This window comes from Candidatus Poriferisodalis multihospitum, assembly GCF_028283155.1.
Taxonomy (GTDB): Bacteria; Actinomycetota; Acidimicrobiia; order Acidimicrobiales; family Poriferisodalaceae; genus Poriferisodalis; species Poriferisodalis multihospitum.
Genome location: NZ_JAPYOK010000092.1, coordinates 1 through 15,333, shown reverse-complemented (window position 1 = coordinate 15,333; position 15,333 = coordinate 1). Strand labels below are relative to the sequence as shown.

Sequence of the window (15,333 nt, the reverse complement as noted above, 5' to 3'; positions counted from 1 at the left end):
CCGCAGGCAAGTTATCAGGTCGGCCCAGCAGCGTGAGTTTCCGCGTGGAGCCTCAAGCGGGCCGGGCCAGCGGGTGATGCTAGGACACAAATCGACGGATGGTGCAAATCGTGCCGCGGATGTCGAGGACGTGGATGTTTGCCAACCGCATCAATCGCCTGATGCGTGGGGATGTGCCGCCGATGGTCTGGTTCGGGGAGGAGGACTCGAACCCCCAATGACTGGACCAGAACCAGTTGTGTTGCCAATTACACCATCCCCGAGGGCGGGAACAGGCTAGCGCTGCGGCTCTTTCGGTGGCCCTGATTATTCCCCGGAGTCTGCTGCGCTTGCGAGCTTCGCCAGCGCGATGTCGAGGCGCGCGAGCGTGTTTTCGCGGCCGAGCAGCGCGAGCGATTCGAACAGCGGGGGGCCGACGGCGCGGCCCGTGGTGGCGACGCGAACCGGGGCTTGCGCCTTGCCCAGTTTCAAGCCGAAGCTCTCGCCGATCGCGCGCAGCTCGGCGTGCAGCGTCACAGCGCTCCAGTCGGCCTCAGAGAATGCGGTGCGCGCGCGATCGAGGATGTCGCTCGCCGGTGCCACCATCGCTGCGGCCCAGTCGTCGGGATCGATCTGGGGTTCGGCGAAGAGGAAGGCGATGCGCCCGGGAGCGTCGCCGAGCAGGCGGGTGCGCTCGCGGATGAGCGGTGCGACCGTGCTCAGGGTCGCTGCATCGAGATCGGCACCCCACGGTTCCGCGCGCACCCACGGCTCGACCGCAGCGGCGAAGCCGGCATCGTCGAGCGCGCGCACGTAGCTGCCGTTGATCGCCGTGAGCTTGTCGATGTCGAACATGGCCGGCGCCGCATTGACGTCAGCCAGATCGAACAAGTCGACGATCTCGCTGAGCGCCCGCACCTCGATGTCGTCGGGAGGTCCCCACCCCAGCAGCGCCAGATAGTTCACCATGGCCGCCGGCAGCACACCCTGGTCGCGATAGCTGATGAGAGACACATCGTCGCGCCGCTTGGAGAGCTTCTTTCGCTGCTTGTTGACGATGAGCGGCAGGTGGGCGAAGGTCGGCATATCGGGCGCGCCGAGCGCAGCCCGCAGGAGCACCACCTTCGGCGTCGTATTCAGCAGGTCTTCGCCTCGCACGACGTGCGTGATGCCCAGATCGAGATCGTCGACAGCGTTCGCGACGAAGAAGGTCGCGCTGCCGTCGCTGCGGCGGACAACGAAATCGTCGATCGACGCATTCGGGAACTCGACGCGGCCCCGCACGATGTCGTCGAAGGCCGTCACGCCCTCGTCGGGAACAGCGAACCGCACCGCACCGTCGTCGACATACGCACGTCCCTCGTCGAGCCAGCGATCGACGGCAGCGTCGTAGAGGGCGCCGCGCTGGCTCTGGAAGACAGGGTCGCCGTCGAAGTCGAGCCCGAGCCAGTCGAGCGTCTCGAGGATCTGATCGATGTGTGCAGTTGTGGCGAGTTCCGCGTTCGTGTCCTCGATGCGCAGCACCATCTCCCCGCCGCAGTGGCGGGCATACAGCCAGTTGAACAGGGCCGTGCGCGCCGTGCCGAGGTGCGGCAGCCCGGTGGGGGCAGGGGCGAAACGCAGCCGAGGAACGCCGCTCAGCACTGACCGGTGCTGCAGTTCGGGTCGCTCGAATCGACCCAGCGGCCCACCGGCCTGCCCGCCATCGCCAGCAGCCGTTGCAGCGGCGGGGTGGACAGGTCGACCGGGAGCACCTCGAGCCCCGGCCAGACCGTGACGGCGGGGGCCGCAGCGAGTATCCGATCCACCAGGAGCTCGTCGAGGCCGGCGCCGGCACTGATGGCCTGCTGCAGGTCGTATCCCAGGACCGTCAGCTCGGTGACGCGCGTCCACAAGAGATCGCGCAGCCTGGGGCTGAATCCAGCGCCTGCATCCAGACCGGCTGCCATCGACAACACCGTGCGGACGCTCTCGACGACGGGCTGCGTCGGATCGGGGCGATCCTGCGCACCGGTGCCGAAGCCCAGGCCGATGCCGGCTGCGGGCGTCGGGATCCGGACCGGAGGCGGCGCTGGCTGCCCGCCCATCTCGGCCGCAGCCGCGAGGTTGCCGTTGACTGCACGCTCCAGCAGGTCGGCCACGGTGTAGTCGCCCAGCGGCGGGGCCAAACCCATGCCCATGTGCTCCCAGGCGGGCAACCGCATCCTGGCGGCAAAGTCGGTGCAGGCCCGGCGATGCAGTCGCAAGAGCTCGCGGTCGGGTTGCATCGCGGCGGTCGCGGCGGGCGTCAGGGCGTTCGCTATCTGGGCCATGGGTTTCTCAGTCTCGCGTCAGTGACAGGGGATCTGCTTCATACCGACGCCTGATCGCCGACGGCGCAAGGGAGAGCACTTCGGTCGGGACGCGGGCGACCAGCTCGCGCACATGCTTGTAGTGGTGCGCCTCCGCGGCGCCCTCGAACAGCGGCATGCGACGCGCGACCAGCTCCGCAGGCGGGTGCTGGTCGAGGAAGCCAAATGCCAGGTACCCCGCTTCAAGGTCCCACACCACCGGTGCACGTCCGAAGATCGACGCACGCTTGAGCGCTACGGCGACGCAGCCGGCGTCGACGTCGTCACGATCCTCGTGCTCGGTGAGGTACACCCGATCGTCGAAGAGATGGACCAGTCCGTAGGCATACCCCTGGTCGGGTCCTTGGTGTCCCCGCAGCGCACCTGTGGGCTGACCCCCGGCCAGATCGCCGGGACGGGCGGCCTTCCAACGCCGAGGCGTGACTTCGGGCGAGGAGTATGAACGCACGACCGAGAGTGGTTCGACCCGGACGTGTCGCGGCGCAGCCATTGCCGCGCAGTCTATGAAACAGCGAGGGTTGCGACCGAGACCGGCGACAAGGCCGCAGGCTGCTACCGGCTCGGACCGTCGTCCAGACGATGACGCATGAGCGCGTAGATGACCGAATCGCGCAGCGCCAGCCAGGACGACTCGATGATGTTCTCCGACACACCGATGGTGGTCCAGGTGGTCTCGCCGTCGGTGGAGTCGATGAGCACCCTCGTGACTGCCTCAGTGCCCCGGTCTGCATCCAGCACCCGGACCTTGTAGTCGGTCAAGCGAACTGCATCGAGTTCCGGGTAGTCGTCTCGCACGGCTTGCCGGAAGGCGTTGTCGAGAGCGTTCACGGGTCCATCGCCCTCGCCGACGGTTACACGCCGGTCACCGCCGACGACGATACGGAGCGTCGCCTCCGTGTCGAATTCGGCCTCCCGGCCGCGCTCCACCAGCACCTTGAACGACTCGACGTTGAAGAAGTCGAAGGTCTGGCCGGCGGCCCGCCGCAGCAGCATCTCCAGCGAAGCGTCGGCCACCTCGAAGTGATATCCGGCGTGCTCGAGCCGCTTCAGCTCATCGACAACGTCGGCCATGGCGGCCTTGTCGATCTCGATGCCGAGTTCGGCCGCCTTCAGTTCCACCGACGCGCGTCCCGACAGGTCGCCGAGCAGGAAGCGTGTGCTATTGCCGACTGCCGCCGGATCGACATGCTCGTAACTGTCGGGTCGGCGCGCGATGGCGCTGGTGTGCAAGCCCGCCTTGTGAGCAAACGCCGAGGCGCCCACATACGGCTGCTGGTTCTGAGGCGGCATGTTCACCAGTTCGGCCACATGATGCGCCACCGAGGTGAAGCGAGACAGGCACTCGCGCGGAACTGTCTCGATACCCATCTTGAGCGTCAGGTTCGGCACCAGCACGGTGTTGTCGCAGTTGCCCGTGCGTTCCCCGTAGCCGTTGACGGTTCCCTGCACATGCGTCGCGCCGGCGACAACACCCGCAACGGCGTTGGCGACAGCACAGCCAGTGTCGTTCTGAGTGTGCATGCCCACTTGGATGCCGTCGAAGTGGCCGACTACCTCGCGCACGATCGTCTCCACCTCGTGGGGCAGCGAACCGCCATTGGTGTCGCACAGCACCAGGCAGTCGGCGCCGTTGACCGCCGCTGCTTCGAGCACCTGCAGTGCGAACTCCGGATTGCGCTTGTAGCCGTCGAAGAAATGCTCTGCGTCGAAGAAGACGCGCAGCCCCTCCCCCTTGAGGAACTCGACGGAGTCGCCGACCATTGCGACGCCTTCGCTGAGCGGCTGCCGGAGCGCTTCGGTGACGTGGTAGTCCCACGACTTGCCCACGATGCAGACCGTGGAGGTGCCGGCCGCAACGAGTGCTGCCAGGGTCTGGTCGTCGTCGACGCGGCCGCGGGGCCGGCGCGTCGAGCCGAAGGCCACCAGCGTGGCGTGCTGGAACTGCAGCTCGGTGGCCGCCCGGGTGAAGAACTCTTCGTCCTTCGGGTTCGAGCCGGGCCAGCCGCCTTCGATCCAGTGGATGCCGAGCGCATCGAGCTGGCGGGCCACCTTGAGCTTGTCGTCAGGCGACACCGAGATGCCCTCGAACTGGACGCCGTCGCGCAGCGTCGTATCGAAGATCTCGACTCGCTCAGGCCACGCAGTGTCACGTTCACCCTCACGGACAAGCGGAGCCGATGATCCCGGTTCAGTGCTCGCGTCCGCAGGGTCAGAGGTGCTCATAGCTGCATCACCCCTGCTCGAGGCCGGACAGGATCGCCTTGGCGATCTCGTCGGTGCCCACATCGGGCACGGCGTCGTCGGCAATGACGGATTCGCACGCCGCTCGCACACGCTCAGCGCACTCGGCTTCCCCCAGGAACTCCAGCATGAGCACTGCCGACAGGACCGCAGCGGTGGGGTTGGCCAGGCCCTTGCCGGCGATGTCGGGCGCTGACCCGTGCACCGGCTCGAACAGGGACGGCCCCGTGCGGTCCGGGTTGAGGTTGGCTGAAGCGGCGAGCCCGATGCCGCCCGCCACGGCGCCGCCGAGGTCGGTGAGGATGTCGCCGAAGAGATTGTCGGTGACGATCACCTCATAGCGGTGTGGATCCTCGACGAAGTGGATGCAGGCCGCGTCGACGTGGTTGTACGCAGTCTCGACGTCGGAGTACTCCTCGGCGACCTCGTTGAATGTGCGCTCCCACAAGTCGCCCGAGAACGTCAGCACGTTGGTCTTGTGGACCAGCGTCAGGTGGCGGCGCTCCCGTGCACGCGCCAGCTCGAAGCCGTACCGGATGGCGCGCTCAGCTCCCATGCGGGTGTTGACCGAGCCCTGGGTGGCGATCTCGTGCGGCGTGCCCTTGCGCAGGAACCCGCCCTCGCCCGCATAGGTACCTTCGGTGTTCTCGCGGATCACCGTGAAGCTGTGGCCATCGGGCAGGGTGAAGGGGCGCAGGTTTACGTACAGATCCAGCTCGAAGCGAGCCTTCAGCAGCAGGCCACGCTCGATGACGCCCGGGGGCACCTCGGGCGTGCCCACGGCGCCGAGCAGGATGGCATCGAACGTGCGCAGCTCTTCGAGGGTCTCGTCATCGAGCACCGTGCCGTCGCGCAGGTAACGATGCCCGCCCAGTTCGAACTCGGTCGTCGAGATGCCGGCCCCGGCGGCAGCAATCACATCGAGTGCAACCGAGATCACCTCGGGTCCGATTCCGTCTCCGCCGACGACTGCGATGCGATGCGTCACTGTGGTGTCCCTCGCTCGAAAGGCACAGAGAGTGTGCCAACAGAAGCCCTCGGTAACCTCGCGGGGTGCCCGAGATCCACCACATCTCAGCGGAGACCCGCGATCGACTCCAGGCCGAGCTCATCGATCTGACCGGGCGAGGTCGCATCGATATCGCAGCCCAGATCGAGGCGGCTCGGCTGCTGGGGGACCTCTCGGAGAACGGCGACTACCACGCCGCCAAGGAAGAGCAGGGGAAGATGGAAGGCCGCATCATGCGGCTGAAGGCGATCCTGGAGAACTGCGAGATCGTCGCCGATTCGGAGGACAGGTCGGGCGACAGCGTCGTGGCACCGGGCCTCATGGTGTCCATCCGCTTCCAAGGCGATGACGAAGTCGAGCAGTACCTCTTCGGCTCGATCGAGGAACGCCGGACGGGCATCGAGGTGGTGTCGCCGGGGTCGCCCATGGGCCAGGCGCTCGAGGGCGCCCGGGCGGGTCAGACGGTTACCTACGAGGCGAACGGCAACCAGCTCAGCATCGAGATCGTCGCCATCGAATCCTGACCGCACAGCACAGCGACACGCGTTCAGCGGCTGCTGCAGCGGGCGAGGCGCACCAGCTCACAGCAGCGCGAGCAGTCCGAACACAACGTCGATGAGCAGCACCACCAGATTCACTGCGGCATGGAGCATCACCGCGGACCACCATCCGAAGCGGATGCGGACGATGCTCGCCAGCGCGCCGAACCACAGCCATGGCAGCACGACGACCGGGATCACCAGAATCGCCGTCACGGACCAATCGATCTCGTAACGCGCAAGATGCGCCAAGGCGAAGCAGGAGATCATGAGCCAGACCGGCACGGCCGGCCAGCGCAGCAGCCACCGGTCGACGCGCTGATCGATCGCCGCCAGCACACGCACGCGCCCGCTGAGCAGGTGAAGCCCGAGGCCCACGGCAATCGCGACGGCGTCCAGGAGGATCCCGGCGCCGAGATATTGAGCGGCATCGGGAAAGCCCGTGATTCCCGCGACAGCGATATAGACGCCGGGAAGCAAGAGGAACGCCCGCGGCCGTTGTGCAATCGGCCATCTGCACATCGCCTCCTCGCCGAGCGGCGCATACACCAGCAGCAGCAACGTCCAGACGAGCCATGACGGGTCGATCGTGGTCGCGGCGAAGCGGCTCCCCACATCTCCGATGGCCAGCACCACCTCAGCGAAGATCCCCAGGGCCACAACGCCGCCGAAGTCGAGGGCAGCGAAGATCAGCAGGCACTGCGCGATGTGTCGCGGCGAATGGCAGCGCTTCCAGTCGGGCCGCACCAGCACCACAGGATTCAGATGGCGCCAAGCAGAGCTGTCGCACTGGCGGTTGGCCGTCGTGGGCATCGATTCCCACATGCGTGGCTGCCCGTCGGGAGCGGGCGCAGGAACCGGTCTCGGCCGCGTCCGCCGTTTCGGAAGAGCACGTTCCGGCATCTGCTGGATTGACGGCGGTGCAGCGGGCTGCGGAGGCGGAGGATCGTTCGTCACAGATGCCGTCCTTGAACCCAACTCACGTCGACACCACGACTCTGACACAGAGGATCGCGACGGCAGCTGCCGACGACGCGAGCGGCAGGTTGGAACCCGCGGCGCCAGAGGCGCAGACTGACAGCGTGACAAACGCCGCCGCGACGGGTGCGCGCACCCTCAGCGAGAAGGTCTGGGACCGCCACGTCGTTCGCACCGGCGGCGGGCAGCCCGATCTCCTCTACATCGACCTGCACCTCATTCACGAGGTCACCTCTCCGCAGGCCTTCGACGGTCTGCGCATGTCGGGACGCACCGTGCGCCGCCCCGACCTGACCGTGGCGACCGAAGACCACAACGTCCCCACGGCCGATCTGCACCTGCCCATTGCCGACCCGATCTCGGCTAAGCAGGTGGAGGTGCTGCGGGCGAACTGCGACGAGTTCGACATCACGCTGTACCCGATGGGCGATCCGGGCCAGGGCATCGTGCACGTCATCGGTCCTGAGCAGGGTCTCACGCTGCCCGGCATGACCGTGGTCTGCGGCGACAGCCACACCTCGACCCATGGCGCCTTCGGCGCGCTGGCCTTCGGCATCGGCACCTCCGAGGTGGAGCACGTCCTGGCGAGCCAGACGCTGCCCCAGGCACGGCCGTCCACCATGGAAGTACGCGTCGACGGCGATGCGCCCGCGGGCGTGACCGCCAAAGACATCGTGCTGGCGATCATTGGACGCATCGGCACTGGTGGCGGCATCGGCCACATCATTGAGTATCGCGGTTCAGCCATCGAGGCGCTGTCGATGGAAGGACGGATGACCGTCTGCAACATGTCCATCGAGGCGGGCGCCAAGGCGGGCATGGTGGCGCCCGACGAAACCACCTTCGAGTACGTAGCAGGTCGCCCGCACGCCCCATCGGGGGCCGACTGGGAGACCGCGGTGGCCGACTGGCGCTCGCTCGTCACCGATGAGGGCGCGGCTTTCGACCGCTCGGTGACCATCGACGGCACCTCGCTGCGCCCGCACGTCACGTGGGGCACCAACCCCGCACACGTCATTCCCATCGATGGCGCCGTGCCCGGCCCGGGTGACTTCAACGACCCGGTCGAGGCGACGACCGCCCAGCGGGCGCTGGACTACATGGGCCTCACGACGGGCACCCGGTTGTCTGACGTGCAGGTCGACACGGTGTTCATCGGCAGCTGCACGAACTCGCGCATCGAGGATCTGCGGGCTGCCGCGGCGGTGGCCCGCGGCCGCACGGTGGCAGACGGCGTCCGCACCCTGGTGGTGCCCGGCTCGTTCGCCGTCAAGGCACAGGCCGAAGCCGAGGGGCTGGATGCGATCTTCGTAGAGGCGGGGTTCGATTGGCGCGAGCCCGGTTGCTCGATGTGCCTGGCGATGAACCCCGACAAGCTCTCGCCCGGCGAGCGCTCGGCGTCGACATCGAATCGCAACTTCGAGGGTCGGCAAGGCCGCGGCGGCCGCACACACCTGTGCTCGCCGGAGGTGGCCGCGGCGACTGCCATCGCAGGTCGTTTTGTCACACCCGACGACTTGGGCTGATCCAGAGAGGAAGATGCTGATGGAGCCAGTACGAGTTCATGAGGGGCGGGCTGTGCCCCTCGATCGCTCCGACGTGGATACCGACCAGATCATCCCCAGCGACTGGCTGAAGCGCGTCGAACGCACCGGCTTCGGCAAGGGGCTGTTCAGCGAGTGGCGCGACGAGCGCGATTTTGTCCTGAATGACGAACGCTTTGCGGGCGCCACCGTGCTCGTAGCAGGGTCGAACTTCGGCACGGGATCGTCACGCGAGCACGCCGTGTGGGCACTGATGGACTACGGCTTCGTAGCGGTGGTCTCGCCCCGCTTCGGGGACATCTTCCGCAACAACTCCACCAAGAACAGGCTGGTGCCGGTGCAGGTGTCCGAGGAGGCCGCCGCCCGCCTGCGGGCCGCCGTGGCTGCCGACCCCGACCTGATGGTGACGGTCGACGTAGAGCGGCGCCTGCTCAGCGCACCCGCTGCGGGCATCGAAGAACCGTTCCCGATGGACGACGCAACGCAGGAGCGTTTCCTCGAGGGTCTCGACGACATCGGCATCACGCTGCGCAGCACATCGGAGATCGACAGCTACGAGACAGAGCGTCCCACCTGGCTGCCCACGACCTAGCTCCGATTGCCGGAGGGCTCAGGCAGGTAGTGGTTGGATTTCGAGCCGCTTGAGGCCTCTCAGCAAGAAGCTGGGGTGATACTCGAAATTGTTCGAGGCCGAGAGCGTGACGGAGCGCAGCCGCTGCGACAGCTCTTCGGCCGCGACACGCCCTTCCAGCCGTGCCAGCGCCGCTCCCAGGCAGAAGTGGATGCCCCGGCCGAATGCGAGGTGGCTCGACACGCCGTCTCGCATCGGGCAGAACGAGTCTGAGTCCTCAAAAACCAACCGATCCCGGTTGGCCGAGCTGAACATCACCACCACGTGAGCACCGGCGGGGAGGTCGACGCCGGCGAGCCGCGTGTCCTTCTTCACCACGCGGAACATCCCCTGCGTCGGCGTCGACAGGCGAAGGGTCTCCTCCACAAAGGCTGGGGCTCGTGATGGATCTGCTCGCAGCGCCTCCCACTCGGCGGGGTGCTCGGCCAGCAGCCGCAGCATCTCGGTGAGCATCTTGGTGGTGGTCTCGTTGCCGGCCACCAGCAGCTGCTGGATGATGCTGAGCATCTCTGCAGTCGTGAGCGGTTCAGTCGACACTGCTTCGTCGGCGACGTCATCGCCATCGCGGTCGATGCGGGCGTTCAGCAGGTTCGTCAGCAGATCGTCCTGCGGCTCGGTGCGCCGACGTTCGAGCTGTTCAGCGAAGTACTTCTGGAATTCGATTACCTCGCGCTCGGCGTCGAGACGTTCCTCGATGGAGATGTTGGTGCCGATGCCGGCGATCGAGGCGTCGCTCCAGCGCTTGAAGTCGGCAAGCCGGTCGTCGGGAACGTTGAGCGCCCGGGCGATGACCGCCACTGGGAGCGGCACTGCGAACGCCTCGACGACGTCGATCGAACCGCCGCCAGCGGTGGCAGCGAGCATCTGGTCGATGAGCGCTGCGGCTATCTCGCGCACCGCGGGTTCGAGGTCGTTGACCACCTTGGGAGTGAACGCCTTGCTGACGAGACGGCGGAATCGGGTGTGCTCGGGAGGATCCGCCGTGAGCATCGTGCCGACTCGGTCGTAACCGCCCTCGTTCTCGTAGAGCTCCTTGGTGCGCCGAGCCAGCTCAGCGTTGCCCCGGCCGCCGACATCAAAACGGGAGGAGAACGTCTCAGGGTCCCGCACCACTTCCAGCACGTCGTCGTACCTGGTGATCAGGTGCAGTGCGGCACCGCCGGCCGTCGCCTCATACACCGGTGCTGATTCGCGCATCTTGGCGTAGTAGGCGTGCGGGCACTGCTGAACCGCCGGGTCGAACAACCCGAAGTCGTCCAGGTCGACCTCGTGTGAGCCGTCGAAGAAGCGCAGCATCCAGTCGGCGACGAGTTCCTGGTTGCACGGCGCCGACAGGCTGGCTTGGGCTTCGGCAACGGCATCGGCACCCAACAGCTCAGTGCGGCTCTCGTACAGCGGGCCCACGAACTCGGGCTGGAATTCGGGGTGGCCCTGCAGCCCGACCAGGTGCTCACCCACCGCCAGCATCGCGATCGGGCACCGATCGGCGCCCGCCAGCACCACACCGTCCGGGGGCAGCGTCAGCACTTGATCCTGGTGGCTGTGGATGAGCCGGATCTCATCGGCGGGCGGGTCCATCCACGGGCGACGCTGCGCGGGTTCCCGTGGTCATCCAACCGTCGTATGCATCGAGGTTGTCTGGCCATTCGTCATCGGGGAGGCTGAACGTGTCCATCTGCACGCTGGGGTCGGCCCGAGCGATCACGTCGGCGAACATGTCCGAATAGGTGCCGCAGATCGATCTCAGCTCGGGCACCGGATCGTCGCAGCGCAGCAGGCCCAGGCGCAGCGGACGGCGCTCGCCTGACGCGCCGGTTTCTGCTCGCGGGTTCTCTGGCATCTTCAGCTCAGCGGAACGACGAGACCAGCGCGTTGTCGGAACCCTGCGCAAGCGGTTCGAGCAGTCCGCGTTCACGCAGAATCGGCATCACGCCCTCACCGAACCAGTACGCCTCTTCGAGGTGCGGGTAGCCCGACAGGATGAACTCGTCGAAGCCCAGCGCGTGATACTCCGCGATGCGGTCCGCCACCTCGCTGTAACTGCCGACCAGCGCCGTTCCGGCACCGCCACGGACGAGACCTATGCCCGACCACACATTGGGGTGGATCTCCAGCCGCCCGCTGCCCTCGGCGTGAAGCTGGGCCATACGCCGCTGGCCCTCCGACATCGTCGTGGCGAAGTCGGCCTGGGCAGCAGCGATGGCCTCGGGGCTCATGTGCGCCAGCATGTCGTCGGCCACGGCCCACGCGTCGGCGGCATCTGGCCGGGTGATGACGTGAAAGCGGATGCCGTAGCGCAGCGTGCGACCGTGCTCCGCGGCTCGAGCCCGCATGCGGTCCAGCCGTTCGATCACCATGTCGGGAGGCTCACCCCACGCCAGGTAGACGTCGACATGCTCGGCGGCGATCTGCTCGGCGGCAGGCGACGCCCCGCCGAAGTAGATCGCCGGAACCGGATCGGGCGTCTCGCGGGTCGTGGCGGCGGCGACCTTGTAGAAGTCGCCCTCGAAATCGAACGGCTCGCCCGACCACGCCTCCCGCACGATCCGCAGGAATTCGCCCGTGCGCGCATAGCGGGTGTCTTTGTCGAGCCAGTCGCCGAAGCGGTTCAGCTCACGCGGCTCAGCCCCGGTGACGATGTTGATGAGCAACCGCCCACCCGACAGCCGCTGGTAGGTGGAGGCCATCTGCGCCGCCAGCGTCGGCGACAGGAAGCCCGGCCGGAAGGCGACGAGAAACTTGACACGCCTGGTCAGCGGCGCCAGTGCAATCGTGGAGAGCCATGCGTCCTCGCACATCGTGCCGCACGGTGTGAGCATCCCCTCATAGCCGAGCTGATCGCAGGCGGTCGCGATCTGGGCGAGGTAGTCCATTGACGGCGGCCGCCAGTGCGCGCCCGGCTCGTCGGGCAGCACATCGCGAGAATCGCCGCCGGTTGGCAAGAACCAGTGGACCTTCATCGGCCGACCACCTTGCTGACGCCAACGTGCTGCACGCCGAGAGCCGTGCGTGTCACCGTCGATGGCAACGACATCGTCGGTTACGGTAGCGCAGGCTCTAACCGGGCCTAACCAAGAAATGCACCCGTCGTCGTGTGACCGGTGGGTGCCTCCAGGGAGGGAGACATCCTCATGAGGACCACAACGACGCGCTACAGGCAGCGGAGCTTCGGCCGGCTGCTGGTCGCGTTGCTGGCCGTTCTTGCGCTCGTCGCTGCGTCGTGCGCCAGCGACGACGACGATGACGCCGCGCCTGCAACGACGGCTGCAGCGGCTTCGGGCGCTGACGCCGACGACGACATGGACGATGGCGACGACCACGAGCATGACGAGGACGACGGCCACGACCACGACGAGGACGGTGATGACGCCGGCAGCGACGACATGGCCGACGACAGCGACATGGCCGACGACGACATGGCGATGGACTATTGCAATGGCGGGGCCAACGTGGGCGGCACGCTCATCATCGGCAGCACGCAGGTGCCGCGGCACCTCAACGGCACGGTCCAGTCGGGCTATGCCACCGCCGTGCCGGGCACGCAGCTCAATGCGAGCCCGCTGCTCTACGACGACGAGTACAACCCCATGCCGTACCTGGCCGAGAGCTGGGATGTCGCGGACGACGGCCTGTCGGTGACGCTGCACCTCGTGGAAGACGCCGTCTTCCACGACGGCATGCCGATCACGTCCGCCGACGTGGCGTTCTCGATCCAGACTGTGCAGGCCAACCATCCGTTCAAGCCGATGTATGCGCCGGTGACGAGCGTGGACACGCCTGACGAGCACACGGCAGTTATCAATCTCAGCCAGCCGCATCCCGCGATCCTGTTGGCGATGTCGCCGGGCCTGCTGCCGATTATTCCCAAGCACATCTTCGACGACGGCCAGGACATGAAGTCCCACCCGCGCAACAGCGAGGATTTCGTGGGTTCGGGTCCGTTCCGGCTGGCCGAGTACGAGCCGGGAACCATCATCCGGATGGAGCGCTTCGACGACTTCTTCATCGAGGGCACGCCGTGCCTGGACGAGATCGTGATGGAGATCACGCCCGATTCGACGGCCATCGTGCTCAGCCTCGAAAACGGCACGACGCACCTGTCGTCCACCCTGGGCCCCGCAGCAAACGTGCTTCGCCTAATGGACAACCCCGACGTGGAGGTGACCGCTCAGGGCCACGAGGCCATCGGCCAGATCAACTGGCTGGAGTTCAACTTGAACGACCCTGCCTTGTCTGATGTGCGAGTGCGTCAGGCCATCGGGTACGCGATTGACCGCGACTTCCTCTCGGGAGTCATCGAACAGGGGCTCACCTTCCCGGTGCCGACCGGTATCGCCGCCGCCAGCCCGTTCCACAACGCGGACGTGAACCACTACGACAAGGACATCGACCGGGCCAAGCAGCTGCTGGCAGAGGCGGGCTACGGCGAAGGCGAGCTGGAGCTCACCATCGACTACATCCCGCCGGCGTTCGTGGTCCACGCCGAGTATGTGGTGCAGGCGCTGCAAGAAGCCGGCATCAACGTCGAGCTGAGCGTGTCACCCGACTTCCCGACCTGGGCGCAGCGAGTCGCCGGTGGGGACTACCAGATGACCATCAACCAGGTCTGGAACTGGGGCGACCCGGTCATCGGCGTCCACCGCACCTACCTGTGCGACAACCGGGTGGGTGTGATCTGGACCAACAACACGGGCTACTGCAATCCCGAGGTCGACGCGCTGCTCGCTGCGGCAGGCCAGGAGCTCGACGCTGGCGAACGGACAAGGCTGTACGCCGAGTTCCAGGAGATCGTCGCCGAGGACGTGCCGATCTACTTCCTGAACACACCGTCGTTCTGGCAGGCGTTCAACCCGGCGGTCATGAACCCGCCGACCAACAACATCTGGGGGCAGATGTCGCCGATGCACCAGGTCTGGCTGGATCAGTAGCCAGGACTGAGCCCCGTTCCGGCTAACGCTGACGTGACCGCCGGAACTGGGCTCAATAGGTACGGGCTCAACAAGGACGGAGCATGCTGAGGTCCATCGCTGCCAGGATCGCCCAAGCACTCGGGCTGATCCTGGCAGTGATGTGCCTCAACTTCTTGCTGATCCACATCACGCCCGGCGATCCGGCCACGGTGATCGTGGGCGAGAGCGGCGCTGGCGATCCCGAGCTGCTGGAGGAGATCCGTACCCAGTACGGCCTCGACCGGCCGGTCATCGTGCAGTTGCTGTCCTACGTCGGAAGAGTCGCCACCGGCGATCTAGGCGACTCGTACTTCTTCAACCGGTCGGTGACGTCGCTCATCGCTGAGCGCCTCTGGCCCACCGTCTTGCTGGTCGGCACTGCGCTGGCCTTCGCTGTCGCTGCGGGCACGATGGTCGGCGTAGCGACGGCGCGTCGCCCGGAGAGTCCGCTCAGTCACGGGGCAACCGTGCTGGCGCTCGTGGGCTTCTCGATGCCCGTGTTCTGGACCGGCATCATGCTGGTGATCCTGTTCGCGTCAACGTGGGAACTGCTGCCGATCCAGGGTTGGCATGACGTGAACTACGGCGAGGGCATCCTGGCGAACGTGCTGGACGTGGCCGAGCATCTCGTGCTGCCCGCGCTCACGCTGGGCCTCATCTATCTGGCCCAGTACAGCCGACTGTCGCGGGCATCGATGCTGGAGGTGCTCGAGTCGGATTACGTGCGCACCGCACGGGCAAAGGGGTTGGGCGAGCGTCGAGTGGTGTATAAGCATGCGCTGCGCAACGCCGTCATCCCGGTCGTGACGGTGATCGGCCTGCAGTTCGGTGCGCTGCTGTCGGGCGCGTTGCTCGTCGAGACCGTCTTCAATTGGCCGGGGCTCGGAAGGCTGGCTTTCGACTCGATCCTGCGCCGGGATACTTCGGTGCTGCTCGGCGTGCTGCTGGTGTCGTCGGTCATGGTGATCGTGGCGAACCTGCTGACCGACCTGCTGTACACGATCATCGACCCCCGTATCCGCCTGCGGGAGCGCTCCAATGTCTGACGCCACCCGACGCGGCGAGATGGCGGCCGCCGATCTGGGGGTCACACCCGGCTCTGGGGCCGGCGG

14 protein-coding genes and 1 tRNA gene are annotated in these 15,333 nt (G+C 66.7%); 5 read left to right on the top strand and 10 right to left on the bottom strand.

Going from position 1 to position 15,333, the window contains the following annotated elements:
• Positions 1 to 188: 188 nt before the first annotated feature.
• The 6 genes from VI480_RS09535 to VI480_RS09510 form a co-directional block, all read right to left on the bottom strand.
• Positions 189 to 263: transfer RNA gene (locus VI480_RS09535), tRNA-Gln, on the bottom strand.
• A gap of 43 nt (positions 264 to 306) precedes the next feature.
• On the bottom strand, positions 307 to 1,623 hold the full coding sequence (locus VI480_RS09530; protein WP_323672599.1) for a glutamate--tRNA ligase: 1,317 nt from the start codon (positions 1,621 to 1,623) through the stop codon (positions 307 to 309).
• Positions 1,617 to 2,291 (bottom strand): hypothetical protein, encoded by a 675-nt coding sequence (locus VI480_RS09525; RefSeq protein ID WP_323672598.1) that lies wholly within the window; start codon positions 2,289 to 2,291, stop codon positions 1,617 to 1,619. Before VI480_RS09525 ends, VI480_RS09530 begins: the two co-directional genes overlap by 7 nt.
• Positions 2,292 to 2,298: 7 nt before the next feature.
• Positions 2,299 to 2,820, bottom strand: a complete 522-nt coding sequence (locus VI480_RS09520) for a hypothetical protein (protein WP_323672597.1) — start codon at positions 2,818 to 2,820, stop codon at positions 2,299 to 2,301.
• 62 nt (positions 2,821 to 2,882) lie between these two features.
• Positions 2,883 to 4,553: a citramalate synthase gene (cimA, locus tag VI480_RS09515; RefSeq protein WP_323672596.1), complete on the bottom strand. Its 1,671-nt coding sequence runs from the start codon at positions 4,551 to 4,553 to the stop codon at positions 2,883 to 2,885.
• Between the two features lie 7 nt (positions 4,554 to 4,560).
• Entirely contained in the window at positions 4,561 to 5,559 is a 999-nt protein-coding gene (locus VI480_RS09510; protein ID WP_323672595.1) for a 3-isopropylmalate dehydrogenase, read from the bottom strand.
• Between the two features lie 65 nt (positions 5,560 to 5,624).
• On the opposite strand from VI480_RS09510, the gene VI480_RS09505 reads away from it, so the two are divergent.
• Positions 5,625 to 6,104, top strand: coding sequence for a transcription elongation factor GreA (locus VI480_RS09505; RefSeq protein ID WP_323672594.1), 480 nt, complete (start codon positions 5,625 to 5,627; stop codon positions 6,102 to 6,104).
• Positions 6,105 to 6,161: 57 nt separating this feature from the next.
• Here the strand turns inward: VI480_RS09505 and VI480_RS09500 are convergent, their stop codons facing one another.
• Positions 6,162 to 6,932, bottom strand: coding sequence for a hypothetical protein (locus VI480_RS09500; RefSeq protein ID WP_323672593.1), 771 nt, complete (start codon positions 6,930 to 6,932; stop codon positions 6,162 to 6,164).
• 269 nt (positions 6,933 to 7,201) lie between these two features.
• Between VI480_RS09500 and leuC the strand changes: the two genes are divergently transcribed.
• Both leuC and leuD read left to right on the top strand, forming a co-directional pair.
• Positions 7,202 to 8,623, top strand: coding sequence for a 3-isopropylmalate dehydratase large subunit (gene leuC / locus VI480_RS09495; protein WP_323672592.1), 1,422 nt, complete (start codon positions 7,202 to 7,204; stop codon positions 8,621 to 8,623).
• 19 nt (positions 8,624 to 8,642) lie between these two features.
• A complete protein-coding gene (gene leuD, locus VI480_RS09490; protein ID WP_323672591.1) occupies positions 8,643 to 9,233 on the top strand; it encodes a 3-isopropylmalate dehydratase small subunit in 591 nt (196 codons plus the stop codon).
• 18 nt (positions 9,234 to 9,251) lie between these two features.
• Here leuD and VI480_RS09485 read toward each other — a convergent pair whose 3' ends face one another.
• Genes VI480_RS09485 through VI480_RS09475 form a run of 3 tightly spaced genes read right to left on the bottom strand, consistent with a single transcriptional unit; the run spans position 9,252 to position 12,232 of the window.
• Positions 9,252 to 10,850, bottom strand: coding sequence for a cytochrome P450 (locus tag VI480_RS09485; RefSeq protein ID WP_323672590.1), 1,599 nt, complete (start codon positions 10,848 to 10,850; stop codon positions 9,252 to 9,254).
• Entirely contained in the window at positions 10,831 to 11,112 is a 282-nt protein-coding gene (locus VI480_RS09480; protein WP_323672589.1) for a hypothetical protein, read from the bottom strand. The genes VI480_RS09485 and VI480_RS09480 overlap by 20 nt, the downstream gene beginning before the upstream one ends.
• Before the next feature lie 7 nt (positions 11,113 to 11,119).
• Positions 11,120 to 12,232 carry an LLM class flavin-dependent oxidoreductase gene (locus VI480_RS09475; protein WP_323672588.1) on the bottom strand — a complete coding sequence of 371 codons (1,113 nt, stop codon included), beginning with the start codon at positions 12,230 to 12,232 and terminating at the stop codon, positions 11,120 to 11,122.
• 171 nt (positions 12,233 to 12,403) lie between these two features.
• On the opposite strand from VI480_RS09475, the gene VI480_RS09470 reads away from it, so the two are divergent.
• Positions 12,404 to 14,200, top strand: a complete 1,797-nt coding sequence (locus VI480_RS09470) for an ABC transporter substrate-binding protein (protein WP_323672587.1) — start codon at positions 12,404 to 12,406, stop codon at positions 14,198 to 14,200.
• Positions 14,201 to 14,283: 83 nt separating this feature from the next.
• Positions 14,284 to 15,267: an ABC transporter permease gene (locus VI480_RS09465; protein ID WP_323672586.1), complete on the top strand. Its 984-nt coding sequence runs from the start codon at positions 14,284 to 14,286 to the stop codon at positions 15,265 to 15,267.
• Positions 15,268 to 15,333 lie beyond the last annotated feature (66 nt).

Bases quoted from the DNA above. Each gene is read 5' to 3' on its own strand.
- VI480_RS09480 (WP_323672589.1), bottom strand. From the start codon at position 11,112: ATGCCAGAGAACCCGCGAGCAGAAACCGGCGCGTCAGGCGAGCGCCGT.
- VI480_RS09470 (WP_323672587.1), top strand. From the start codon at position 12,404: ATGAGGACCACAACGACGCGCTACAGGCAGCGGAGCTTCGGCCGGCTG.
- cimA (WP_323672596.1), bottom strand. From the start codon at position 4,553: ATGAGCACCTCTGACCCTGCGGACGCGAGCACTGAACCGGGATCATCG.
- VI480_RS09475 (WP_323672588.1), bottom strand. From the start codon at position 12,232: ATGAAGGTCCACTGGTTCTTGCCAACCGGCGGCGATTCTCGCGATGTG.
- VI480_RS09500 (WP_323672593.1), bottom strand. From the start codon at position 6,932: ATGCCCACGACGGCCAACCGCCAGTGCGACAGCTCTGCTTGGCGCCAT.
- VI480_RS09525 (WP_323672598.1), bottom strand. From the start codon at position 2,291: ATGGCCCAGATAGCGAACGCCCTGACGCCCGCCGCGACCGCCGCGATG.
- VI480_RS09465 (WP_323672586.1), top strand. From the start codon at position 14,284: ATGCTGAGGTCCATCGCTGCCAGGATCGCCCAAGCACTCGGGCTGATC.
- VI480_RS09520 (WP_323672597.1), bottom strand. From the start codon at position 2,820: ATGGCTGCGCCGCGACACGTCCGGGTCGAACCACTCTCGGTCGTGCGT.
- VI480_RS09485 (WP_323672590.1), bottom strand. From the start codon at position 10,850: ATGGACCCGCCCGCCGATGAGATCCGGCTCATCCACAGCCACCAGGAT.
- leuD (WP_323672591.1), top strand. From the start codon at position 8,643: ATGGAGCCAGTACGAGTTCATGAGGGGCGGGCTGTGCCCCTCGATCGC.